At 50.6% G+C, this 24,096-nt stretch carries 23 protein-coding genes; 5 read left to right on the forward strand and 18 right to left on the reverse strand.

What is annotated here, in order from left to right:
* Positions 1-21: 21 nt before the first annotated feature.
* Both AC0IWZ_RS05760 and AC0IWZ_RS05765 read right to left on the reverse strand, forming a co-directional pair.
* Positions 22-777, reverse strand: a complete 756-nt coding sequence (locus AC0IWZ_RS05760; protein WP_471677869.1) for a MerR family transcriptional regulator — start codon at positions 775-777, stop codon at positions 22-24.
* A gap of 92 nt (positions 778-869) precedes the next feature.
* Positions 870-1,991, reverse strand: a complete 1,122-nt coding sequence (locus AC0IWZ_RS05765) for a ribosomal protein uL16 3-hydroxylase (RefSeq protein ID WP_471677867.1) — start codon at positions 1,989-1,991, stop codon at positions 870-872.
* Between the two features lie 165 nt (positions 1,992-2,156).
* Between AC0IWZ_RS05765 and dinG the strand changes: the two genes are divergently transcribed.
* Both dinG and ybiB read left to right on the forward strand, forming a co-directional pair.
* A complete protein-coding gene (dinG, locus tag AC0IWZ_RS05770) occupies positions 2,157-4,316 on the forward strand; it encodes an ATP-dependent DNA helicase DinG (protein WP_471677866.1) in 2,160 nt (719 codons plus the stop codon).
* A 14-nt stretch (positions 4,317-4,330) separates the two neighbouring features.
* Positions 4,331-5,299, forward strand: a complete 969-nt coding sequence (gene ybiB, locus AC0IWZ_RS05775) for a DNA-binding protein YbiB (RefSeq protein ID WP_471677864.1) — start codon at positions 4,331-4,333, stop codon at positions 5,297-5,299.
* 127 nt (positions 5,300-5,426) lie between these two features.
* Here ybiB and ybiJ read toward each other — a convergent pair whose 3' ends face one another.
* On the reverse strand, positions 5,427-5,687 hold the full coding sequence (gene ybiJ / locus AC0IWZ_RS05780; protein WP_034494209.1) for a DUF1471 family protein YbiJ: 261 nt from the start codon (positions 5,685-5,687) through the stop codon (positions 5,427-5,429).
* 360 nt (positions 5,688-6,047) lie between these two features.
* On the opposite strand from ybiJ, the gene AC0IWZ_RS05785 reads away from it, so the two are divergent.
* Entirely contained in the window at positions 6,048-6,869 is an 822-nt protein-coding gene (locus tag AC0IWZ_RS05785; protein WP_471677863.1) for a helix-turn-helix domain-containing protein, read from the forward strand.
* Here the strand turns inward: AC0IWZ_RS05785 and AC0IWZ_RS05790 are convergent.
* The 9 genes from AC0IWZ_RS05790 to AC0IWZ_RS05830 form a co-directional block, all read right to left on the reverse strand.
* A complete protein-coding gene (locus AC0IWZ_RS05790) occupies positions 6,866-7,171 on the reverse strand; it encodes a PTS sugar transporter subunit IIB (RefSeq protein WP_034494211.1) in 306 nt (101 codons plus the stop codon). The genes AC0IWZ_RS05785 and AC0IWZ_RS05790 overlap by 4 nt on opposite strands.
* Positions 7,146-8,615, reverse strand: a complete 1,470-nt coding sequence (locus tag AC0IWZ_RS05795; protein WP_471677862.1) for a leucyl aminopeptidase — start codon at positions 8,613-8,615, stop codon at positions 7,146-7,148. Before AC0IWZ_RS05795 ends, AC0IWZ_RS05790 begins: the two co-directional genes overlap by 26 nt.
* A complete protein-coding gene (locus tag AC0IWZ_RS05800; RefSeq protein ID WP_471677861.1) occupies positions 8,612-9,580 on the reverse strand; it encodes a N(4)-(beta-N-acetylglucosaminyl)-L-asparaginase in 969 nt (322 codons plus the stop codon). The genes AC0IWZ_RS05795 and AC0IWZ_RS05800 overlap by 4 nt, the downstream gene beginning before the upstream one ends.
* Before the next feature lie 7 nt (positions 9,581-9,587).
* Entirely contained in the window at positions 9,588-10,895 is a 1,308-nt protein-coding gene (gene celB / locus AC0IWZ_RS05805) for a PTS cellobiose transporter subunit IIC (RefSeq protein ID WP_115629927.1), read from the reverse strand.
* A gap of 228 nt (positions 10,896-11,123) precedes the next feature.
* Complete coding sequence (locus AC0IWZ_RS05810; protein WP_115629925.1) at positions 11,124-12,425, reverse strand: TRAP transporter large permease; 1,302 nt, start codon at positions 12,423-12,425, stop codon at positions 11,124-11,126.
* Entirely contained in the window at positions 12,425-12,922 is a 498-nt protein-coding gene (locus AC0IWZ_RS05815) for a TRAP transporter small permease (protein WP_259267390.1), read from the reverse strand. Before AC0IWZ_RS05815 ends, AC0IWZ_RS05810 begins: the two co-directional genes overlap by 1 nt.
* A 72-nt stretch (positions 12,923-12,994) precedes the next feature.
* Complete coding sequence (locus tag AC0IWZ_RS05820) at positions 12,995-13,981, reverse strand: TRAP transporter substrate-binding protein (protein WP_410372176.1); 987 nt, start codon at positions 13,979-13,981, stop codon at positions 12,995-12,997.
* Between the two features lie 365 nt (positions 13,982-14,346).
* Entirely contained in the window at positions 14,347-14,607 is a 261-nt protein-coding gene (gene mcbA, locus AC0IWZ_RS05825; protein ID WP_034494222.1) for a DUF1471 family periplasmic protein McbA, read from the reverse strand.
* A gap of 178 nt (positions 14,608-14,785) precedes the next feature.
* Positions 14,786-15,412 carry a flavin reductase family protein gene (locus tag AC0IWZ_RS05830; protein ID WP_471677860.1) on the reverse strand — a complete coding sequence of 209 codons (627 nt, stop codon included), beginning with the start codon at positions 15,410-15,412 and terminating at the stop codon, positions 14,786-14,788.
* Positions 15,413-15,504: 92 nt separating this feature from the next.
* Between AC0IWZ_RS05830 and rlmF the strand changes: the two genes are divergently transcribed.
* Complete coding sequence (gene rlmF, locus AC0IWZ_RS05835) at positions 15,505-16,446, forward strand: 23S rRNA (adenine(1618)-N(6))-methyltransferase RlmF (protein ID WP_034494225.1); 942 nt, start codon at positions 15,505-15,507, stop codon at positions 16,444-16,446.
* On the opposite strand, the gene ybiO is transcribed toward rlmF, so the two are convergent.
* The 6 genes from ybiO to rhtA form a co-directional block, all read right to left on the reverse strand.
* Positions 16,447-18,699: a mechanosensitive channel protein gene (ybiO, locus tag AC0IWZ_RS05840; protein WP_471677859.1), complete on the reverse strand. Its 2,253-nt coding sequence runs from the start codon at positions 18,697-18,699 to the stop codon at positions 16,447-16,449.
* 227 nt (positions 18,700-18,926) lie between these two features.
* Positions 18,927-19,649 (reverse strand): glutamine ABC transporter ATP-binding protein GlnQ, encoded by a 723-nt coding sequence (gene glnQ, locus AC0IWZ_RS05845; RefSeq protein ID WP_034494230.1) that lies wholly within the window; start codon positions 19,647-19,649, stop codon positions 18,927-18,929.
* The gene (gene glnP / locus AC0IWZ_RS05850) at positions 19,646-20,305 is read right to left on the reverse strand and encodes a glutamine ABC transporter permease GlnP (protein ID WP_471677858.1); all 660 of its coding nucleotides are present in this window, start codon (positions 20,303-20,305) and stop codon (positions 19,646-19,648) included. The genes glnQ and glnP overlap by 4 nt, the downstream gene beginning before the upstream one ends.
* 85 nt (positions 20,306-20,390) lie before the next feature.
* Positions 20,391-21,137: a glutamine ABC transporter substrate-binding protein GlnH gene (glnH, locus tag AC0IWZ_RS05855; protein WP_034494585.1), complete on the reverse strand. Its 747-nt coding sequence runs from the start codon at positions 21,135-21,137 to the stop codon at positions 20,391-20,393.
* 383 nt (positions 21,138-21,520) lie between these two features.
* Complete coding sequence (dps, locus tag AC0IWZ_RS05860) at positions 21,521-22,024, reverse strand: DNA starvation/stationary phase protection protein Dps (RefSeq protein WP_034494233.1); 504 nt, start codon at positions 22,022-22,024, stop codon at positions 21,521-21,523.
* Between the two features lie 305 nt (positions 22,025-22,329).
* Positions 22,330-23,217: a threonine/homoserine exporter RhtA gene (rhtA, locus tag AC0IWZ_RS05865; protein WP_034494235.1), complete on the reverse strand. Its 888-nt coding sequence runs from the start codon at positions 23,215-23,217 to the stop codon at positions 22,330-22,332.
* Positions 23,218-23,586: 369 nt separating this feature from the next.
* Between rhtA and ompX the strand changes: the two genes are divergently transcribed.
* A complete protein-coding gene (gene ompX, locus AC0IWZ_RS05870) occupies positions 23,587-24,090 on the forward strand; it encodes an outer membrane protein OmpX (protein WP_034494237.1) in 504 nt (167 codons plus the stop codon).
* Positions 24,091-24,096: the final 6 nt, after the last annotated feature.

Here is a 24,096-nt window from a genome sequence, read left to right on the forward strand (position 1 = left end):
TAATGAACCTTTAAATTTATCTTATGCGTGCTCAGTCGAATGGCCGTTGCTCATCAGCGGGAAAATTTGCAGGCCCGCGCAGCGCCAAAGTTCCAGTTGGTCGAGCTGATGAGTGGTCGGCGTATCGCCACACCATACCAATAATGTCTGTTGGGCGAATATTTCCGGACGAAGCTGATGCAGCGGGTGCGCCAGCACATCAATCCGCCAGCCTTGTTGGATTGCCATCCATGCTGCCATCCACAAACGCGTGGTATCTGGCGTATCCCAGCCCACCAACAACGCATCTTTACCGCTACGCTTACGTGCCGATGAGAGGCATAACGCGATGTAATTAATCAGTGCGCCGTCCAGCAGGCTTAACAGGGTATTGAGGGTGACTTGTTGGCATTGAAGGCGACGACGCAGAGGGATGTAGAGTTGTTGAACAAGAGTTTCAGCCGGATAATCACGGCCCACATCCGCAATCCAGGCGCGAAGACGAGAAGGGTTACCGCTTTGCAAATGGTGAAGTAACAATTCCTGGCGTTCTCGCCAGCCACTTTCCATATCCTGAAGTTCGCCGCTCAGAAGGGCTTTCACCTTGCTGACCTGAACCCCATTTTCAATCCAGTGTTTGATTTCACGGATACGTTCGATGTCGGCATCATCAAACAGCCGATGGCCGCCATCCGTTCGCTGCGGTTTCAGTAGCCCGTAACGCCGTTGCCAGGCACGCAACGTTACGGGGTTGATATCACAAAGCACAGCCACTTCACCAATGGTAAAAAGTGCCATGTTATCCCCACAGTCTGCCCGGGAAGCCCCCGTATAACTGTAGTCAGTCGCATACACTCTGTGTAATTTTTACTTAACAATGTAACTAAAAATTAATCATCAAAGTACCAGTAGCCCTGATTAACCAGTTCGGTCAATACGTTAACAAACTCGGGGTTTTGCAGCGCATCGCCCAATTCGTTTTGGCTTACCGTGGTGTAACGGCACAATGCATCAGCAGCCTCTGGAACGGGAGCTTCCATAGGTTCGCTATTAACGAAGAACTGACCATCAACATTGAGAACACGTAAACCACTTAAGCGCGTCAGACATTCGCCCCCGAGCAACGCATCGACGAGTTCGTCTTGCTGATAGGGCGGTTCAGCCGGGGCGACATCGAGTTCGTGACGCGGAGTGGTGACGAAGCGGCCGAACCACTGTTTGAAATCTTCAGGCTGGCTGATGACTTCCATCATCATGTCGCGCAGGCGGTTGAGCTCATAGCTTTCAACTTTGCCAGGATGCTCGCGAACCGTTAAATCCGGGTCGCTGTAGTGCTCGCCGCCCAGATCGTTTTCCAGTGCGTAATCGGCAAAGCTGCTGATCAAATCGCGGCCATTTGGCCCACGGAAACCGACGGAATAATTGAGCGCCGTTTCATGCGTGAAGCCATCGTGTGGGAAACCAGGCGGAATATACAGAATGTCGCCAGGCTCCAGATCTTCATCAATAATCGGCTCGAACGGATCAACGTGCAGCAAGGCCGGATGCGGGCAGAACTGGCGCATTGGCAGTTTATCGCCCACACGCCAGCGACGGCTGCCCATCCCCTGAATGATAAACACATCGTATTGGTCGATATGCGGACCCACACCGCCACCCGGCACCGAGAAGGAGATCATCAGGTCGTCTAAACGCCAGTCAGGCAAAACGCGGAATGGGCGCACCAGTTCCGCAGACGGCGCATGCCAATGGTTTACGGCTTGAGCCAGCAGCGACCAACCGGTATCACCTAAATTGTCAAAATGCTCAAATGGCCCGTTAGCGGCTTGCCATTGGCCATTGGTATGACTGACCAGGCGGCTGTCCACTTCTGCTTCCATAGCAAGACCGGCTAATTCGTCCGGGGTAATCGGATCGACAAAATCAGGAAACGCATTTTTTAAAACGACTGGCTTTTTCTGCCAGTATTTCGCCATAAATTCAGGCCAGTCTAAATTGAGTTGATAATCCATTTTTTGATACCAGTGGAGGATAAACGGGCTCGATTATAGAGACGCTCGCCCACAGGCCGCCTTGTTGTGTATCAAGGCTTGCTCACAGTAGCGGCGAAAAAACAATACAGCCCTACAGCAAAAAGTGGGACAATAGTGGCTGTTTATACAGTAGAAGTGGTTCCCATGGCTTTGTCCTCCGCGCAAAAAGAGCAAATCGCCGCCTGGTATAAGGCGCTACAACAGCAGATCCCGGACTTTATTCCGCGCCCACCGCAACGGCAGATGATTGCAGAAGTGGCAAAAACACTGGCGGGTGAAGCGGGGCGTCATCTGGCGATTGAAGCACCGACTGGCGTGGGGAAAACCCTTTCCTACCTGATTCCGGGCATTGCGATTGCCCGCGGCGAACAAAAAACGCTGGTGGTCAGTACCGCTAACGTCGCATTGCAGGATCAAATATTTAGCAAGGATCTGCCCTTGCTCCGCAAAATTATCCCTGACTTAAAATTCACCGCCGCCTTCGGGCGCGGGCGTTATGTATGCCCGCGTAATCTTGCTGCACTGGCGACGGACAACCTGGCGCAGGGCGACTTGTTGGCGTTCCTCGAAGATGAAATGGCTCCGACCAGCAAAGACGAACAACAGCGCTGCGGCAAGCTGAAAACCGATCTTGATGCGTACAAGTGGGACGGACTGCGTGACCATGCATCACAAAATATTGAAGATGATTTATGGCGGCGTCTGAGCACCGACAAAGCCAGTTGTCTGGGGCGAAATTGCCACTGGTATCGCGAATGCCCATTCTTTGTGGCGCGGCGTGAAATAGACGATGCCGAGGTGGTGGTCGCGAATCATGCGCTGGTAATGGCGGCAATGGAAAGTGATGCTGTGCTACCGGAAGCCAAAAACCTGCTGTTGATTTTAGATGAAGGCCACCATCTGCCGGATGTGGCACGTGACGCGCTGGAAATGAGTGCCGAAGTCACGCCGGGTTATAGCCGTTTGCAGTTCGATCTCTTTACCAAACTGGTGGAAACCTGCATGGCGCAGTTCCGCCCAAAAAGTCCGCCGCCGCTGACCAATCCAGAGCGTTTGACCAACCATTGCGATGAAATTTACGAACTCTTAAGCTCGTTTAGCAGCATTGTGTCGTTATGGCTGGCGGGTGAACAAGAAGCCGAACATCGCTTTGAAATGGGCATTCTTCCTGAAGAACTGATGGTGATTTGCAAACGGCTGGCGAAGCTGATGGAAGGGCTGCGCAGCCTGTCAGAAGCGTTGCTTAACGATCTTGGCGAAAAAACCGGTAGCCACGATATTGTGCGTTTGCACCGCGCGTTACTACACATGAACCGCGCGCTGGGTTATTTCGAGACGCAGAGCAAACTGTGGCGGCTGTCAGCGATGGAACAGGCATCTGGTGCGCCGGTTTCAAAATGGGTGACGCGGGAAATCCGCGAAGGCCAGCCGCATCTGTTCTTCCATTGCGTCGGCATTCGCGTCAGCGATCAGCTCGAAAAACTGGTGTGGCGCAATGTGCCGCATGTCATCGTCACTTCCGCCACGCTGCGTTCATTAAATAAATTCGACCGCCTGAAAGAGATGAGCGGGTTAGACGAACATGCGGGTGACCGGTTTGTCGCGCTGGACTCGCCGTTTAATCATGTCGAGCAAGGCAAACTGGTCATCCCACAGTTAACCGTCGAACCAACGATGGAAAACGAAGCCCGGCATCTGGCTGAAATGGCAGCGTTTTTCCGCGCTGAACTGGCGAAAGGTGAACATAAAGGCATGCTGGTGCTGTTTGCCAGCAACCGTGCGATGCAGGTGTTTTTAACCCATGTCACCGATTTGCGTCTGACGTTGTTAGTGCAAGGCGATCAGCCACGTTATCGGCTGGTGGAGATGCACCGCAAACGCGTCGAACAGGGCGAAACCAGCGTGCTGGTTGGCCTGCAATCTTTTGCAGAAGGCCTCGATTTAAAAGGCGATTTACTCAGCCAGGTGCATATCCATAAAATCGCTTTCCCACCGATTGATAGCCCGGTTGTGCTTACCGAGGGCGAGTGGCTAAAAACCCTGAAACGCTATCCTTTTGAAGTACAGAGTTTACCGAGTGCTTCGTTTAATCTTATTCAGCAGGTTGGTCGCTTGATTCGTAGCCACGGTTGTTACGGCGAAGTGGTGATTTATGATCGCCGCCTGTTGACCAAAAATTATGGGCAGCGTTTACTGGGTGCATTGCCGGTGTTTCCGATCAGTCAGCCTGAAGCGCCATCAGCTAAACCGATTGATACCAAACCTAAAAAAACGGTGCGGCGCAAACGTGTGAGCAAAAAATAGAAAGGAGAGTCTGAATGGATTACCGTAAAATAATCAAAGAAATAGGGCGAGGTAAAAACCATGCCCGCTCCCTGGATTTTGATACCGCTCGTGGCTTATATGCCCATATGCTCAGAGGCGAAGTACCTGAACTTGAACTCGGTGGCGTGTTGATTGCGTTGCGCATCAAAGGCGAAGGCGAGGAGGAAATGCTCGGCTTTTATAATGCGATGAAGCACCATGTCATCTCCCTGACGCCTCCGGTCAACAAGCCGATGCCGATTGTGATCCCTTCTTATAACGGCGCGCGTAAACAAGCCAACCTCACGCCATTATTAGCGATGTTACTCAACCGCCTCGGTTTTCCGGTGGTGGTGCATGGCGTCAGCCACGATCCCACTCGGGTATTAACCGAAACCATTTTTACGTTGATGGGCATTGAACCCACGCTTCATGCGGGCCAGGCGCAAGCCAAACTGGACTCGCATCATCCGGTCTATATCCCGATCGGTGCGCTTTGCCCGCCGATGGAAGATCAGCTCGCCATGCGCTGGCGTATGGGGGTGCGTAACAGTGCGCATACGCTCGCCAAACTGGCGACACCGTTTGATGAAGATGCCGCACTTCGTCTTGCCAGCGTTTCCCATCCTGAATATGTCCCGAAAGTGGCGAAGTTCTTTGCTGATATTGGCGGGCGTGGCCTGCTGATGCACGGAACAGAAGGGGAAGTTTATGCTAACCCTCAACGCTGCCCGCAGATTACGCTTATTGATAGTTTAGGATCACGTGTTGTGAGCGAACGTCAGACAGACGTCAATGAAGATGAAATCGTGTTGCCAGCGGGTAAAGATCCCGACGTGACCGCCCGTTGGATTGAGCGCTGTGTGGCGGGTGTTGAACCTATTCCGCAATCATTGAAAATACAAATGGCATGCTGTCTGGTGGCGACGGGTGAAGTGGCTACGTTTGAAGACGGTTTACTTCGCGTTAATCAGTCATTCTGAATAGCTGAATGCAAAGCAAAAAAAAGCCCGCGGTAAATGGCCGCGGGCAACAAGGGTTAAAACAGGGTCAAGCAGGGTGGAGCATCGCTCCAAATGTATGAGGGTAAATCAGGGCAATACCGCAGGGTTATTTATAGATAACCGCAGTACCGCTCATTTTGCCGTTGGTGTTAGCAGAAGTAATTGAGTACGCTTTTGCGCCAGCTTGTTCTGCTTTAGAAGCCAGTTGCGCTTCCAGGCCATCCAGAGTCGTTGCGTTATCAGCAGAAACCACACCGATTTTGTTCATGTTCTGTGCTTCAGATGGGCTAATAGATTGTGCAGCGAATGCGCCGAAAGAAAGAGTGGTCAGGGCGATAGCGGCTACAGCATATTTGATGGTTTTCATAGTATATTTCTCGCAGGTTATTCTGTTTAAGGTGACGTTGTTCCGTCGATGTGATTATGGTCACACTTTTGAGCAGAATAATAAATCGAATAGAATTGACTGGCTTGTTCAAATTTTTTGAATTTAAGTTAAATCATTGAAATAAGTGATGATTAGCACGCGAATCATCATTCCGGGTTGTGTGATCCAGATCCCGCTTCGCTTTCCGCATTTTTTGCTACTTTTTTTCATAAGATAGAACTGGTCTGGCCTGCAATCGCTTGCGCACTCTTTTTACGATAATGTGTGGATTTGCTCTTTCCGCTGCGACACTTACTTTTATAATGAAGACCTTACTTAACTCATGACTCAAGAGGTTCGATGGAGATCAAGCTGCACTCCAACGCCACTACCACGCCGCGTACCCGCAAATATATTCAAAGCTCTGACAAAACCGACAGTGAACTGGCGGAGGAGTTGAATATTTCTGTGGATACCGTCAGGCGCTGGCGTAAGCGAGATGACTGTTATGACAAATCTCATCGGCCTAATACCATTCATCGTGCGTTGAGCCATGAGCAGGAGGCGATGCTGGTCTTTCTGCGAGTACGTTTATCACTTTCCCTGGATGAGCTTGTGGAAGCCGCGCAATTGCTGGTCCAGCAGGGTATTTCGCGCGCCAGTGTCAGCAGAACATTGCAAAACTGGCAGCAATCCCGGCTCGCTAAACCTGATTTAAAGCAGCCGGTCGGACATTTGCGCCTTGATGTGTTTTCGCTTCCTGAAAGCATTAGCCATAAACACGGCTCGTTGCTGGCCTTTAGTTGTCCGGTTTCTGGGTTTTTGGCGGTGGCATTGCGTGAACGAGGCGAACAACAATCCCTTGATGCGCTGGTCGGTTTTTTGCAGCAGGGTTTACTATTGAAAGTGCGGTCATTAACGGCCTGTTCTACCACGCTGACCCAACAACTGGCGCAACAACTTGGGGTTCCCTTGCATGAAGCCCAGCCGGAAGCCTGGCTTGAAAGAGCCGCAAGCGGTGAGTGGACGCAAACGCTGGAACAGTTACTTAACGGTGAGCGTTACGATAGGCGTTTGGGTTTTGGCGCGGTGTTGCTGGAATTTGAAGATTTGCTGAATAAGAGGATTATCCGCAGCCGACTTAAAAATCTCACCCCGGCTGCGTGGCTAAAAACTCGTTAATTAATCAGGCTCAACGCATGGTCAAGAATCTTCTCCCCGTTGACCATACCGTAATCCATCATATTAATGGTTTCCACTCGCTTATTAAGCGGCGCGGCAATCTGTTTGCAGTCTGCGAGCTTATAGGCGATTTGCGGGCCAAGCAGTGCGCAGTCAAAAGCAGTAATCGCGTTTTTAAAATCGCTCATTCCTTTCGCCTGAATCTCGACTTCAAGCTGGCGTTTCACCGCCGCTTCCTGCATGCGTTTGACGACCAGACTGGTCGACATGCCTAAATCACATACCAGTAGAATCTTTTTCATTTGTCTTTCCTTTGCAGATGTCGAGTAAGAATTGCGTCAGTAACAGTGCGGGGCGGCCGCTGGCCTGGGTGAATTTACCCCGACTCAACGCGGTGCCGCTGACATCTAAATGCGCCCAAGGCGACTGGTGGCAAAACTTACTTAAGAATTGGGCGGCGGATACCGCGATGGCCGCGTTATTGGGCGGTGTGTTCGTGAGGTCGGCAATATGGCTTTTGACTTGCGAATCAAAGCTTTCGTCGAGCGGCAGCGGCCAGATTCGGTCCTGGGTTAAATCGGCTGCCTGCTGCAATTGGTGGCTAAGGGGGGAATCATTACTCATCAGCCCGGAGATGTCATACCCCAGGGCTTTGACTACGGCCCCGGTTAGGGTGGCGACATCAATTAACGCTGCCGGATTAAAGCGCGTTGAGGCGTAGCTCAGCGCATCCGCTAAAACCAGGCGACCTTCAGCATCGGTATTTATAATTTCGACGCTATGACCGGCGTGCGATTTCACCACATCACCCGGCAGCATGGCGTTAACGCCAGGCATGTTTTCGGCCAACGCCATCACGGCGACAACATTGAGCGGGAGTTGCAGCGTTTTGACGATTTCCATCAGCCCGAACACCACGGCAGCACCACACATATCGTATTTCATGGTGCGCATTCCTTCGCCTTCTTTCAGCCACATCCCGCCGGTATCGAAGGTAATGCCTTTGCCGACAAACGCGTAATACGGTGCGTTTTCCGTGCCACCTTGCCAGCGCAGCGTCACCAACCGGGGCGGGTTGTCGCTGCCTTTTCCTGTGGCATCAAGACAACCTAAACCCTGCTTGCGAATGGCGTTTTCATCAAGGATTTCACAGTGCGTTTGCGGATGCTCGCGCGCCCAGCTTTCAGCTTGTTGGGCCACATCATGCGGGCGGCAGTCATTTGCCGGAGTGTCGGCCAGTTTGCGCGAAAGCAGCATACCTTGAGCAACTGCCTGCGTTTGCGCAGCCAGTTCTGACGATTGCGGATTGTGTTCTGCCACCAGCAATAGCAGTTGCCCGTGACTTTGCGCTTGCTGGGCGCGATATCCCAACTGCGGCAACTGATAGAAACGGTTCATCACTGCCACCAGGAAGGTGCGCAGGCGTGCAAAAACGACACGGTTTGCCAGGTCAAAACCTGAGATATCGACGGCGACAGGGTGTGAAAGCGGGCCTGGCAAAACGCTATTCAGGTATTCTGTTAACTGGCGCAGCACTTCAGGACGCTCAATTTTTGCCGCAGATAAAAGCGTCAGTTGCAGGCATTTGCTGCTTAAACCGAAAGTGGTGGTTTGCGATTCACTGGAGAGCGCCATTTCATCCAGCAGCGGGCGCAGCGTTTGCGGCCACGCGTTGGCGTGAGCTTTCCACAGTATTAAATGCGCATCAGCCGGACATTGCGTAAGGGGGGTTAACTGACATTTCATACGATTACCTCGGCGGTAATACGTTCGATATAGGCATCAAGCCACGCCTGGTCTGCCGGGCGAATCAGCGTGTGTTTTCCTTCGCGGGTGGTCAAAAATACCGCTGGCGTTTGTGCGGTCGTGGCGACTGAAAACGAGAAGTTATCAATGGTCGTGGCTGCACCGTATTCACCGCGGTTATTCATACACACCACCGACAAATCACCGGCGCGACCATAGCGGGCAATCAATTGGCTTTCGAGGTCGTAAACCGCTGATTCAGCCGCCTGTTGTGGCGACATTCCGCGCCCCATGCGGCTGACGATTTCGTAGCTGATGCAGCCTTTCATCAAGTCTTCGCCAAGGCCAGTGGCGGTGGCGGCACCAATCTGGCTGTCGGCATAAAAACCGGAACCCGATACCGGTGAATCGCCCACGCGCCCAGGGCGTTTCATAAACAAGCCGCTGGTGGAGGTGGCGACGCACATCTGCTGATTTTGATCGAGCGTAATCACGCCAACGGTATCGTGGCCGGTATACGGGCTGAGGCCGCGATCCAGCGTTTCACGTTTACGCTTGAGATAATGCTGATGGGCGCGATCGGTCAGCATGTTTTTGCGCTCAAAACCTTGCGCGAGCGCCCAGGTTTGCGCGCCTTCGCCGACCATAAAACTGTTGAAGCGCTCGCGGCTTAAGGCTTGCGCCACCAGAATCGGGTTAGCGATATCACGGATACTGGCAACCGCGCCGATGGCGAGCGTTGAACCGTCCATAAACGCAGCGTCCAGTTCAACCACACCTTGTTCGTTAGGCAAACCGCCGTAACCAACCGATTTATAAAATGGATAATCTTCAACGCACGTTACTGCACGAACCGCTGCGCCACTGGCGTCGTTGTTCCCTTGCAATAACTGCGCGGCTTCACTGACCCCTTCCCAGGCCATACGCCAGGTCGCTATCACGCCCCAGTTTTTCGATAACGTCATGTTTTACTTACTCCGTGGCGGGTTTAGTGGTGGCAGAAATTTCCGGGGTTTCATTCGCCCGGTATTGCTTGTCCACGACTTTAAGGAACGGCAGATAGATGATGGCGCCAATCAACAGATTGATGAGCTGAATTACAGCACCGCTGAGATGCCCGGTAACGATAAACCCGCTTAATACTGGCGGCAGCGTCCACGGGATATAGACCCCAGTGGTGGTGGCGACCCAACCTATCGACATGGTGATGTATTGCACCGTTACGAGCACCAGCGGTACCAGGTTAAATGGGATAAGCATTATCGGGTTCATGATGACTGGCAGGCCAAACAGCACCGGCTCGTTAATGTTGAAGATGGAAGAACCGGCAGCGAGACGCGAAACATTTTTAATATGCTGGCTGCGGGCAAATAACAGCATAGCAATCACCAGAGACAAGGTGGCTCCCGCGCCGCCCATCCAAATCATGTCGTAGAACTGCTCGGTGACAACATGCGGAGGCAGCAAACCTGCCTGCGTTGCGGTCAGGTTCTCCATCTGGTTTTCCATCCAGAATGGACGCAGGATGCCGTTGACCATCGAGCCTGAGTTAATCCCTACTGACCACAGACTGGTGATGCTAAAGCAAGTAAATAACGCGCCAACATAGGAAGTCCCGAAGTGGCGAATTGGCGTAGCCAGCACTTCATAAACAAACTGGTGAATAGTGTGGTAATCCGTGCGGGCGAACAGCACGCGAATCGCAAGCGCAATCACCAGAATCAGCAGCGATGGAATCAAAGCCGCGAACGATTTTTGTACCGCGGGTGGTACGCCATCCGGCATACGGATCACCCAATTGCGGCTTAGCATCCAGGCAAATAATTCAGTGCTGGCAATTGCACCGAGCATCGCGACAAACAAACCCTTTGAACCCAACCATTCCATCGGAATGAGATTGCCAATTTCCTGGGTTTTAGCGAAGGGGGTAAGAATCAGGAAGCAGGAGAGAGACAAAATCCCGGCGGACATTTTGTCGATGTCATAGCGCTCCGCCAGGCGATAAGCGACCAGGAAACTAATGAACACCGCCATGGTCGAGAAGATGGCATTAAACGGGATTTCGATAGTGGCAGACCAACCTTCACCAAAAATCGACGCCATAAACTGTTGATAGGCAGTGCTTGGGAAAGAGGAGATAACCAGCAGGATTGAACCGACAATAATAAAAGGCATAAACGAGATATACGCATCGCGAATGGCCCCGAGGTGGCGTTGTTGCGCCATTCTTCCGGCAAGTGGCATCAGCTTTGCTTCTATTGCGGCCATCAGGTTTTTCATTGTTACCGCTCCGTAAGGAATCACAAGAGACAATTCTTGTGTTGTATACAGTAGACATTGTTAGCGGCGAATAAAGTGAGTTAATTCACAGATGGTTAATAAAAGTATCAAGTGATTACTTATGGTGAGGTTAGCTGTCGGATGACGCTGGCGCTTATCCGACCTACGCCGTTCCTGAAGGGTTTGTAGGGTGGATAAGCGCCAGCGTCATCCACCATAAGGCAGGATTTACATCAGTCCCAACAGCCGAGGAATGAAGAGGGAAATCTCAGGAATGTAGGTAATCATCATCAGTGAGACAAACAGCGCGGCATAGAAGGGCAGCAACGGTTTGATCAGATTCTGAATTTTAACGCCTGTGATGGAGCAGCCGACAAACAGTGCGCTGCCAACCGGAGGAGTCAGCAAGCCGACGCACAAGTTAGCCACCATCATGATGCCGAAGTGAACCGGATCCATCCCCAAATCTTGCGCGATAGGCAGGAAGATTGGCGTGAAGATAAGTACCGCTGGCGTCATATCCATAAAGATGCCGACAATGAGCAGCACGATGTTGATAAGCAACAGAATCACCAGCGGGTTATCTGAGACACCCATCAGCGCATCGCTAATCATGTAGGGAATATCCGCGTTGGTCATGGCCCAGGACATGCCAACCGAGAAACCAATGAGCAGCAGAACAATCGAGGTTGTCACCACCGAATCAAGGATGAGCTTTGGCAAATCACGCCATTTCACTTCGCGATAGATAAGCACCGAAAGGACGAAGGTGTAAACCACCGCGATGGCTGAGGCTTCCGTTGCGGTGAATACGCCGCCCAGAATCCCGCCCATGACGATAATCACCAGCAACAGGCTTGGCAACGCGTCGAGAAACGCTTTTGCCGCTTGTGCGCAGGTTGGACGTGCAGATACCGGATAGCCGCGGCGCCGGGAGATAATCCAACACACCAGCATGATTGACAGGCCCATTAAGATGCCCGGCAAATAACCGGCCATAAATAACGATGCCACCGATACGCCACCCGCCGTCAGCGAGAACACAATCAGCACGTTAGAAGGCGGAATCAGCAGCCCGGTAATGCACGATGAAACGTTCACCGCCGTTGAAAACGCCGGGTCATAACCTTCTTTATTTTGAATCGGGGAAAGTGTTCCCCCTACGGCTGCGGCAGCGGCAACAGCCGAACCGGAGATGGAGCCAAACATCATATTCGCCAGGACGTTGACGTGGCCCAGAGAACCGGGAATACGGCCCACCATAATTTGCGCGAGATTAATTAAGCGTATGGCTATTCCGCCGCTGTTCATTAGCGTTCCGGCAAAAATAAAGAACGGAATCGCCAGCAGCGCAAAGTTATCCAGGCCATTGGCGAGACGCTGCGAAACAGTGATGACCGCCACATCCCACGGGAACATCAGCAACATAGAGGAAACGGTGGCAATCCCAATCGCAAACGAAATAGGCACCCCGATAAACACCAGAACGAAGAACGCACCAAATAAGGTGAGGGCGATATAAGTTTCCATTATTTCCCTTCCTTGCTGACCAAAGTGTGAGCGTCGGTCAGGATAAAATAGAGTGAGTAAAACATCATAATTGCCCCGCTTAATGGCAGCACAATGTAGACATAACCCATCGGGATTTGTAACGCCGCTGAGAGCTGCGAAGTGGCTAATGTTTTTTCAATCAGCTTCAGGCCACCGTTGACGATAACCGTCGCCGAAAACAGCAATATCAGCGAGTTGATAACGATGTTAAGCAGCGGTTTTTTATTATCTGGCAGCATCATCGAAAGGAAATCGATGGAAAGATGGCGTTGTGCGCCAACGGTATAAGATGCGCCCAGCAGTCCCACCCAGATCATCAGAAAACGTGCCAGTTCATCAGTGAGGGTACTGGGTTGATTGAGGACGTAGCGGCTAAAAACCTGCCACACCACGCAGACGACCAGAGCAACCATCACCAGTACGGAAAAAGTGGCAATAGTCCGGTCTACCGCAAGCTTTATGGGCTTAAGTATCATGTTTGCATACCTGAAATTTAACCTGGAAGAGCGGGCGATGACTGATCACCCGCTGAAACTTACCGCTCTAAATCACTCAGCAGCGGATTCAAATTTAGCCAGCAACGCAGCCTGTTTAGGATCTTTGGCGAAGTCGTCATACAGCGGTTTTACTGCGGCGCGGAATGGGGCTTTATCAACGCTGACGATAGTCGCGCCCATGGCTTTAGCCTGAGCACGTGAGTCAGCATCGACTTTCTCCCAAAGCTTTTGTTGATACGCTTCGGAGTTTTTCGCCGCTTTCATCAGGATTTGCTGCTGTTCAGGTGACAGCTTTTGCCAGGTTTTCGTGGAGATAACGAGGAAGTCAGGGATGGAAGTATGTTCATCTTCGGAGAACACTTTAGCGATTTCGATATGGCGAGTCTGAACCCATGACGGCACGTTATTTTCTGCACCATCAACCACGCCTTGTTGCATTGCGGTATACACTTCACCGAATGAAATAGGAGTGGGTGAACCGCCCATCAATTCAACCATTTTTAATGTTGTAGGGCTTGCCTGGACACGAATTTTAAGCCCTTTTAAATCTTCTGGTTTGGTAATCGGTTTTTTAGCATAGAAACTACGGGTGCCGGCAACATAGGCAGAAATACCGAAGAACCCTTTATCTTTTGTTGATTCCATAATTTCTTTGCCGACTTCACCAAACACCACGCGATTAAAATGCTGCTGGTCTTTAAATAAATACGGCAAATTATAAATAGCGTAAGTATTGTCAAAAGATTCCAAATCACTGGCCGAACCTTTCGTCATATCCAGCGCACCGTTTTGCAAAAGCTCCAGTGTTTCGCGCGCGCTGCCCATTTGGCTGCTTGGGTAAATACGAATACGCATATTACCATCAGAAAGTTGTTGTACCTCTTTGGCTAATTCTTCAAATGCCAGATGCACAACATGGCTACGCTCCAGGTTATGTGCCAGTTTTAAGGTGATTTTATCTGCGGCATTTGCGCCAGTGGCACATAAAGTCATCAGTGAGGCACAGAGTATTTGGCGAGGTAGAGTTAAAAATTTCATAAATAATGCTCCCTGCATAAAATATTAAGTGAGGATGAGAGATTGTTATTGCTGTATGACAGCTTATTGTATTTGTCCGATAACCAGGGTGTGTCGAGGTCACATTTTTAATCGAATGGGATTGGTTTAGATCTTTTTTGTGCCCTTGCTCACCTTTCTGAATTTATTAATAAATGCAATTTTGATTGCGGGAGTGATTAATTTTCGGATTAAAGCGCTGAATACAAGGAAATACCGATGTTTTAATGCGGAATTACTATGGCTTTTTATTAATATGTTAATTAGAACTTAAACTTAACAATAAAATAACGGTCTCCTGTTGTGGAAACCGTTATTATTGGAACCCCTCAGTGGATTTCTTGAGACTATTTATAAATAGTCGCGGTGCCGAACATACGTTCATTACCGCTAGCCGAGTTAACAATAAAACCTTTTGCTCCTTCTTCTTTCGCTTTCTCTCCAAGTTTGGCTTGCAGATCATCAAGGCTTGAAGCGCCAGTGACAGAAACGGTTCCTGCCGGACGTAGTTGGCCTGTGTTCATATCACTCATTTCTTGGGCCGCCATGGTAGCAAACGGTAATGCCGCAAGGGTGACAACCGCAGAAAAATACAGCAATTTTTTCATAATCACATCCTCATCGCTTTTAGGGGTCGATTAAAAAAACATCAACACTGAAAGTGTAGGTCTAATGTGATAATTAAAGGACGCAAAAAATTGATGAACTCATGCTCATTTTTTGAACGACATTGCTTGACGAAATTCTTACAAATCATACAGATACAGGCTCATGATTTTGTTGGTTTTATCGTGCGTCCGGGCGAATCAGATCGAAGCGCTGCGTTTCATCAATGGTGTAATAAGCTGACGGGCCACCCGCGCGCAGCACAGGTTTCGCCAGCGCAGTCTGATAAATACCGTCTATCAGCAAGGCTTCATCAATATGCACCGCGACAACTTCGCCCAGCACCAGCCAGCTATCAATCGCCGTACCGTCGGCACTCGTTAACTGAATGCATTGCGACAAACGACATTCAAAGTTAACCGGGCTTTCTGCGACCCGGCTGGCTTTAACTTTTTGACCAGGAACGGCAGTTAATCCGGCGCGGGTAAATTCATCTTCACCGTGTGGAATTGACGCTGAGGTTTCATTCATCTGCTCCGCCAGTTCGCGTGTCGCAAGGTTCCAGACGAACTCTTTAGTGTCGAGAATATTTTGCACGCTGTCTTTCCAGCCGCTGCTGGCAAAACCAATAATCGGTGGGCGATAATTAAAACAATTAAAGAAGCTATACGGGGCCAGATTACGGTTCCCGTGGCTGTCATATGAAGCAATCCAGCCGATAGGGCGAGGGCCGACGATCGCGTTAAGCGGATCATGTGGTAAACCGTGGCCATCGGCAGGTTCATAGTAATAGCGTTTCGCGGACATAAAACCTCTGCTTGCGTGATGAAATTGACGTGGCGTGTTTACGCCGCTGGCTTCACAGAGTATCTTACGCGCCCACACAAGGAGAAGCCGCAATGAAAACCTCTGACACTACCAAACCGGGTCTGCACCCTCGCAACCGTCATCGTAACCGTTATGATTTCCCGGCGCTGACGCAAAGTAGCCCGGCGCTGAGCGCGTTTTTACGCCCTGGCCCACACGGCGATACGACGGTTGATTTTGCCGATCCGCTGGCGGTGAAAGCATTGAACCAGGCGCTGCTGGCCCATTTCTACGGTGTGAAACATTGGGATATTCCAGAAGGTTTTCTCTGCCCGCCAGTGCCAGGTCGCGCTGACTATATTCACCATCTAGCCGATTTGCTGGCAGAAGGGAATGGCGGCGTGGTGCCTTCTCAGGCTTCTGTGTTGGATGTGGGCGTGGGCGCGAACTGTATTTATCCGCTTATCGGGCAGCATGAATACGGCTGGCGTTTTACCGGGACGGATGTTGACCCGGAAGCGATGCGCAGTGCGACCGCTATTATTGACGCCAATCCGGGGCTTTCGCGCCTGATTCGTGTGCGTCGCCAGAAAACCCCGACCGCGATTCTGCCAGGCGTGATCCACAAGAATGAAATGTTCGATGCCACGCTGTGCAACCCGCCGTTCCATGATTCAGCGCAGGCGGCACGCAGCGGCAGCGAGCGTAAACGCGTTAACCTCGGCCAGGCTAAAGACGGCGCCCTGAATTTTGGTGGTCGTGAGCAAGAGCTGTGGTGTGAAGGTGGCGAAGTCGCATTCGTCAGCCAGATGGCGAAAGAGAGTAAAGAATTTGGGCGTCAGGTGCAGTGGTTCACTTCACTCGTATCACGTGGCGAAAACCTGCCGCTGATTTATCGCGCATTGCAGGAAGCGGGCGTGGAAAAAGTGGTGAAGAAAGAGATGGCCCAGGGGCAGAAACAGAGTCGTTTCATTGCCTGGACCTTTATGAACGACGCACAGCGCGCTCGTTGGGCCGCTACGCGTTATAAATAGTCACACCGTAGGATTTGCTGGTGGCAGCGTTCCCGCTGCTGCCTGCGTATCCTGTAGCGCCTGAGTGGCATCGGCACCCGGTTGCATCACTTGCACTGTTTGCACTGGCGGGCGAATGCCTGCCGCATCAAAGTGCTTTTTCACCATCCCATCTAATGCAAATCGCACCGACCACTGCTTCAGCGGCTGGGTTGTGAACGACACACGCACTGTAAATGCCTGATTAGTCAGCCCGACAATCCCGGCAAACGACGGTTCGCCAATCACCAGTTTGCGAATATCTTCCTGCTCCATCAGTTCATGCACCGCTTCTTTCAGAATACGGTTGGCTTTGTCGACATCCTCCTGTCGGTCTACGTCATAGTTGGCAACAAACGAACCAATGCCGCGCACAAAGTTGGCGAACGTGGTGATCGATGACCACGGAATGATGTGATACGCCCCGGTGTCCTGGCGCACCCCAACCGAACGAATCGACATGCGCTCAACGCTGCCGGTAATCGGCCCGATAGTGACTAAATCTCCAGTGTTCATCCCATTTTCAAACTGAATAAACACCCCGGTAATAATGTCTTTGACCAGCGTTTGCGCCCCGAAACTGATGGCTAACCCCAGAGCGCCAGCCCCGGCGAGTAGCGGCGCGATATTCACCCCAATTTCTGACAATAAAATCATAATGGTTATGGTGCTGATAACGACCGCCAGCGCGTTACGGAACAAGGTAAGCAGCGTGCGGGTACGTGCGCTGGGCATCGGGCGACCATGAATATCAGACGCCAGGCGGTTTTCAATCAGGCTTGCCAGCAGCGTCCAGCCAACGGCTGAGAACAGCAAAATCAGCACAATGCGGATGAGAATGTCGATAGTTTTCTCACCGGCACCGTTGGTGAGCCATGCCCACATATCAAACAGTCCCCAGGCATTGAACAGCATCATCACGGCAACGCACACGGTCAGAATACGCGCCAGTTTTAGCAGCGCTGAAATCCAGCCATTCAGCCGTTTTTGCAGTTCCGGGTAATTGCGCTGAACCTGTGGTGAAAGCGAGATGGTTTTCGCCAGCCAGCGTGACAGCATTCCTGAGATAAACGCCGCAATACTGATAATCGCCAGGCTATGCAGAGAAGCCGCCATCATCCATTTAAGGCTGTTACCAGGATCGAATAGCGAGAAGAAGAACAACACCACAAAGTAAGCGCTCGCCAGCCAGTGCCAGACCAGCGCGAAGGCGCGAATAAACAGGCTGAAAAACGCCATCGAGCGGTCAGCCAGTTGAATCAGGCTTTGTTGAATATGGCGTTTATTGGTGAATATCAGATACAACGCCCAAAGCATGATGCACAGCATAATCAAAACATTGGTTATCGCGCCGACCTGCACGTTGACCTGGTTGGAGATAATCGGCACCGCGACCAGAATGCCGTAGCCAATCAGGCTGCTTAAACCAGCAAGGCGGATATTCCAGTATCGCGCGTTTTGGTCAGTGACCGGGAAGGGGCGTAAATCGGGGAAACGCGGGCAGAATATTAAACGCAATATCGCTTTGAAGAATTCTATTAACGCAAAGGCATTCAGGAACAGCCCCTGCTGGCGGGCGATGGTGCGACTGCCTGCGTTCATCATGTCGCTAAATATTTGCCCGACGAAAATCGTTAATGCCAGGAGCAGCAAGTCGATGATAAATGCGCCAATGATCATCAGCGGCAGATGGAACCAGCTCGAGCGGTCGCGGTTCTTTTTGCGCCCCCATTTACCCATGCGCGTCCAGACCGGCGTCATACAGGTGCGGATCAACAAATAGAAAGCGAAAACGCTGACGGCGAGCATCGTAAAATGCGTGAGTGCGTTATAGAAAGTTTGTGGATTAAACGACTTATGCGGAGCACCGGTAATATTGCGGTGCAGTTGAGCAAAACGCTGGGCTAATTCACCGCCGTAATGGCGACTGACATCGGTGACATTTTCGAGCACCGTTTTGTCCTCGCTCAGTTGCTCAGGCGGCACAATGGCGGGAACCGGCTCTGGCGGTGGCGTGGCAGCCACTTTGCGTAGTTGTTCAATTAACTCATTGCGCGATTGCGAGTTATCCAGCACATCGGCCAGCGCGGAATAGGCTTTCTTTTTTTCTTCAAGATTAGGTTCGGCGGGTGGGGCGGTAGTGTTCTGTTGAGAGGAAGCCGCAGCCGCAGCGGGGAGGCTGACAGCCTGAGTTTGAAAGCTAAACATGCACAGCAGGAGCAAGAGTAGCGGCACGGCGTTCCTCCGGACTGAAAGTCAGACAAAGGAATAATTATAGAGGGGAGGGAGAAGGCGGCGAGAAAACGGGAATTATCTGGTGTGAACGTTGGACTGATGTCGGATGACGCTGCGCTTATCCGACCTACGCCGGGATTGGTTTTGTAGGGGGGATAAGCCGTAGGCGTCATCCACCAACTTTAAAGCGGCGGGGTCGCATTCGCTTACCCGCCCTGGACGTTATTTTAAGAAACGTGCTGCAAGAATTCCTGTAAACGCTGGCTTGGCGGGTTCTCAATCAACTCTAGCGGGTTGCCATCTTCAGCAATGCGGCCCTTATCAATAAAGATCAGGCGCGATGCGACTTTGGCAGCAAAACCAACTTCGTGAGTCACGATAACCATCGTCATGCCTTCTTCGGCCAGATCCTGCATAACCTTCAGAACTTCATGGCGCAGTTCCGGGTCAAGTGCAGACGTTGGCTCATCGAACAGCATCATTTTCGGCTTAACCGCCAGCGCACGGGCAATGGCCACACGTTGTTGCTGACCGCCGGAAAGCTCTGAAGGATAGTGATGCGCACGCTCGGCGAGGCCCACTTTTGCCAGCAGTTCTTTAGCCAATTTATCGGCCGCGTCTTTTTTCAAACCACGGACACGAATCGGGCCAAAGGCGACGTTTTCCAGCGCAGTCAGGTGTGGGAACAGATAAAACTGCTGGAACACCATGCCGGCTTCCTGACGAATCAGGCGCTCATCAACTTTCGGATCGTTTACTTTCAGACCATCAACGAACAGGTCGCCGCTGGTGATATCTTCAAGTTTGTTAATGCAGCGCAGCAGCGTGGATTTACCCGAACCAGACGGCCCGATAATAACGACGACTTCACCTTGTTTAATATCGAGATCGATATTGTGCAGCACCTGGGTTTTGCCAAAGTGCTTAGAAACATTTTTAAATTCAATCACAGGATTTTCATCCTTCTTTCAAGGCGACGCAGCACGAAGCTCAGCACCAAAGTAATAATCAGATAGCAGACCGCAACGGCGCTCCAGATCTCCAGCGCACGGAAGTTTCCGGCAATAATTTCTTGCCCCTGACGGGTCAATTCAGCCACACCGATAACGATGAACAGCGACGTATCTTTGATACTGATAATCCACTGGTTGCCCAATGGCGGCAGCATACGACGCAGCGCCAGCGGCATAATCACGTGGCGAATAGTTTCACGCTTAGACAAGCCCAATGCCAGGCCTGCTTCCTGAAAACCTTTATGAATTGACAGCACCGCACCACGGGTAATTTCCGCAATGTACGCGCCGGAGTTGATCATAATCGTCACGACGGCGGCGCTGAACGGGTCAATGCGCAGGTCGTTAAAGGCCATTGGCAGGGCAAAGTAAATAAACATGACCTGCACCACAATTGGCGTACCGCGAATCACTTCAATGAATACTAATGCGATGTGGTTGGCAATCCAGCCGCCGTAAGTACGGGCGAAGCCTGCGACCAGACCAATTATCAGACCGCCGCAAAGCCCGAGGACCGAAATCCACAAGGTCATTTTGGCGCCTTCAATTAAAAGCGGGATTGCAGGCCAAATGGCACTCCAGTCGAACTCCATGATTAATTCCTATATGTTACCGTGGTTCAAAAATAGCAGGGGCGAAAGTCGCCCCTGAGGTCTTACTTAAATCATTTTAGAGTTATTATTTTGGCTCAGTGCCGAACCATTTTTTGTAGATTTCGTTGTATTTGCCGTTCTCTTTCAGGGTTTTCAGCGCGCCGTTAACTTTAGTGCGCAGGTCGTCGCTGCCTTTAGGGAAGGCGATACCGTACTGCTGTGCTTCAAGAGAATCGCCCACGGCTTTGAATTTGCCCTGGCCCGCAGTCTTGATGAAGTACAGGATGTTTGGTGTGTCGTGCAGAACAGCGTCAGCACGGTTAGTGCCCAGTTCCATGTAGGCGTTGTCGATGTTCGGGAACTGACGCAGGTCTTTAGTTTTGATATTCGCTTTCGCGTAATCAACAGAACCGGTGCCGCCCTTAACTGCAACAACTTTACCATCAAGGTCTTTCACGCTTTTTACGCTGTCGTTGTCGGCTTTAACCATCACCAACAGGCCGCTTTTGTAGTAGCCATCAGAGAATTCGATCGCTTTTTTACGTTCTTCGGTGATGGTGATACCCGCCAGCGCGAGGTCAATGTTTTTGGTTTGCAGCGCAGGAATGATGCCGCTGAAATCCATAGGCTTAAGGGTATATTCCAGTTTTAATTCTTTTGCTACGGCATCCCACAAATCGATATCAAAGCCGACGTACTTATCGCCTTGTTTAAACTCGAAAGGAACAAATGCGGTATCGGTCGCAACGACCAGTTTCTTATCAGCGGCGTGGGAAGAAACCGCAAAAGCCAGAGTGAGTGCAGCCAGTGAAACTTTCAAAATCGACTTCATAGCATTTCCTTGTTTATCCATGGGGCAATCCCCTGCATCAGTAAGCCGCAGCATGGAAGAATCGTGCCAGATCTACAACATACTGTTTTGCAAGGATGTGAATTTGTAACATTGCACAAAAATGGTTGCAAGCCAGCTGCGGCGCACTGTTGTGGTGCCCAGTTTTGGTGCGAGATTGCGTGAGCAAGACCGATGTTTAGTTTTACCGCAGTTTAAGGTGGTAAAACAATCATCCGTTAACGATTGTGTGAAGTGATTATTACAAATGAGTAACTTATGCGGCGAGGATAAACAATTACGTGCGCTAAAATGGTGCAGGCATCCTCCCGAAAACGGGAGGATGAGATAACAATTTAATCCCCAGACAGGGATTTAAATGGCCATTAATCGATATTTGATTCGATAAACCACAGGAATTTATCCAGATCGCGTGAAGCGGCTGTCAGGATGTCTGCGGTATCTTCATCTTTAGCTTCGCTGATAGCTTTACGCACGTCGTTTGCCACAATCGCGTAACGATCGGCCAACTCTTTCAGGTGATCCTGAACGCTGTGGATGTCCAGCGGATAGCTTTTTAATGGTGTTTTGCTGTTAATGACTTGGGTGGTACCGAGAGCCACGCCTCCGAGTTGAACGGCGCGTTCTGCCATGGTGTCAAGATGGTCGGTAAGAGCTGTGCGGAACCCGTCCAGCATTTCATGAATGGCAATAAAGTTTGCACCACGCATGTTCCAGTGCGCTTGCTTGGTAATCAACGACAAATCAATGAACTGAATAACCTGGCGATTAAGCAGCTCAACGGTGGCTTTCTTTTCGCTGTCTGCAACATCATTACGGGTATGCAGTAAGGTAGTAGATTTGGTTTTTACCAGTTTAGCGGTAGTCATAATCTTTCGTCCTCTTGATGTTATGTCCAATGAATTACCGGAAATAAGTATAGCACCGGTTTTAATTCTTGTTGGAGCAGATAATACCTATCAGATTAATAGCAGAGGCCGGATGGATTTTAGTAACTCATTGTTAGTAAATTACTTTATATTATTTATGACGAGGTGTAACGATAATAAACAGAAGATGTGCTGTGAATGGGAATTATTTTTATTTAAATCTAAGAGTAATCCTGAATATAAAGTCTTGAACGGTGATGAATATTTACCGTGATCGCAATAACCACGGTAAATAATGAAGAGAATTAATTTACGTCAACGCTGGTAATCTGCGGTTCGCGCTTAATCGTCAGGGTTGAGCCGATGGAAGCCGCGATGATGGAGAGCAGCGCCAGCCATTGCACCAGGGTCAGATGCTCACCGAGGAACAACATGCCAGACAACGCTGCAAGCCCCGGCTCCATGCTCATTAATGTGCCAAATGTGCGTGTTGGTAAGCGGGTCAATGCAATCATTTCAAGCGAGTAGGGAAGTGCTGTAGACAAAATCGCTACACCCAGGCCGAGCGGTAAAAGCGACCAATGCCAGAGCGCTTCACCAGCTTGCCATGCTCCAATCGGTACAAAAATAACGGCAGCAATCAGTGAACCGAAGGCAACCGTTGCTGGGCCATGGTCAGCACCTGCCTTTTGGCCAAACAGAATATAAATCGCCCAGCAAGCCCCGGCGCCCAGTGCAAAAGCGGCACCGGTTAAATCGACGCTCGAAATAGATTGCCCCAGAGGCAGCAAGAACCACAGTCCCAGCACGGCCAGAATCACCCACACAAAATCCACTGCGCGTCGGGAAGAGAACAACGCGACGGCAAGCGGGCCTGTGAATTCCAGGGCAACGGCAATGCCCAACGGCACCGTCTGAATAGACAAATAGAAGAGGTAGTTCATCCCACCGAGCGCCAGTCCATACATTAATAATGGGAAGCGTTGTTCGGCTTTAAAGCGTAATCGCCAGGGTTTAAAAATCACTACCAGAATCAACGTACCCAAAGTCAGACGCAGTGCCGTCACACCGGGTGCGCCGACGAGCGGGAAGAGTGATTTTGCAAGTGATGCGCCACTCTGAATGGAAGTCATGGCAATCAAAAGAACAACAATGGGTAACCATACTGGGGTTTTACGGGGGGATAACGGCATCCTGCGTCCTGTCAGTCAGAGTCTGGTTTGGTCAAGAAATTAAAAGTAACCCCAGTGTAAATGATTAACTTATGGCTGGTTGAGAATTCATTGAAAAAAATAATAGTCTGATGCAGTAACATAACTGCGTGATTGCATAAGATTTGTTCGAATCTGTTTAAGAATTATCTGGATGACGATGTTGCGTTTCATGACAATAATTGCTGCGGTTTATGGCAAGAAGTCCATGAATTGAAGGGATTATGATGTAATGGAAATGTTCTGTTACATGAAAGGATTCTTTAGACAACGTAAATGTCGAAGAGTTTCTTACACAATTTTGATATATTAAAAACTTAGAAGTTACTTGAAGCACATTTGAGGTGGTTTATGAAAAAAATTGCATGTCTTTCAGCATTAGCTTGTGTTCTGGCCGTTTCCGTTGGTACCGCATCTGCAACTAGCACCGTAACCGGTGGCTACGCACAAAGCGATATGCAGGGCGTTGCTAACAAAGCTGGCGGTTTCAACTTGAAATACCGTTACGAAAACGACACTCAGCTGGGTTACATCGCTTCTTTCACTCACACTGAGAAAAGCCGTACCGAAGATGGCGTTTACAACAAAGGTCAATACTACGGCATCACTGCTGGTCCAGCTTTCCGCATCAACGACTGGGCAAGCATCTACGGTGTAGTCGGTGTTGGTTACGGTAAAGCACTGGCAACCGCATACCCAGATCACGATTCAACTAGCGACTACGGTTTCTCTTACGGCGCTGGTCTGCAGTTCAACCCAATCGAAAACGTTGCTCTTGACGTTTCCTACGAGCAGAGCCGCATCCGTAACGTTGATGTTGGCACCTGGATCGCAGGCGTGGGTTACCGCTTCTAATTTCAC

Source organism: Buttiauxella sp. AC142 (assembly GCF_979253435.1).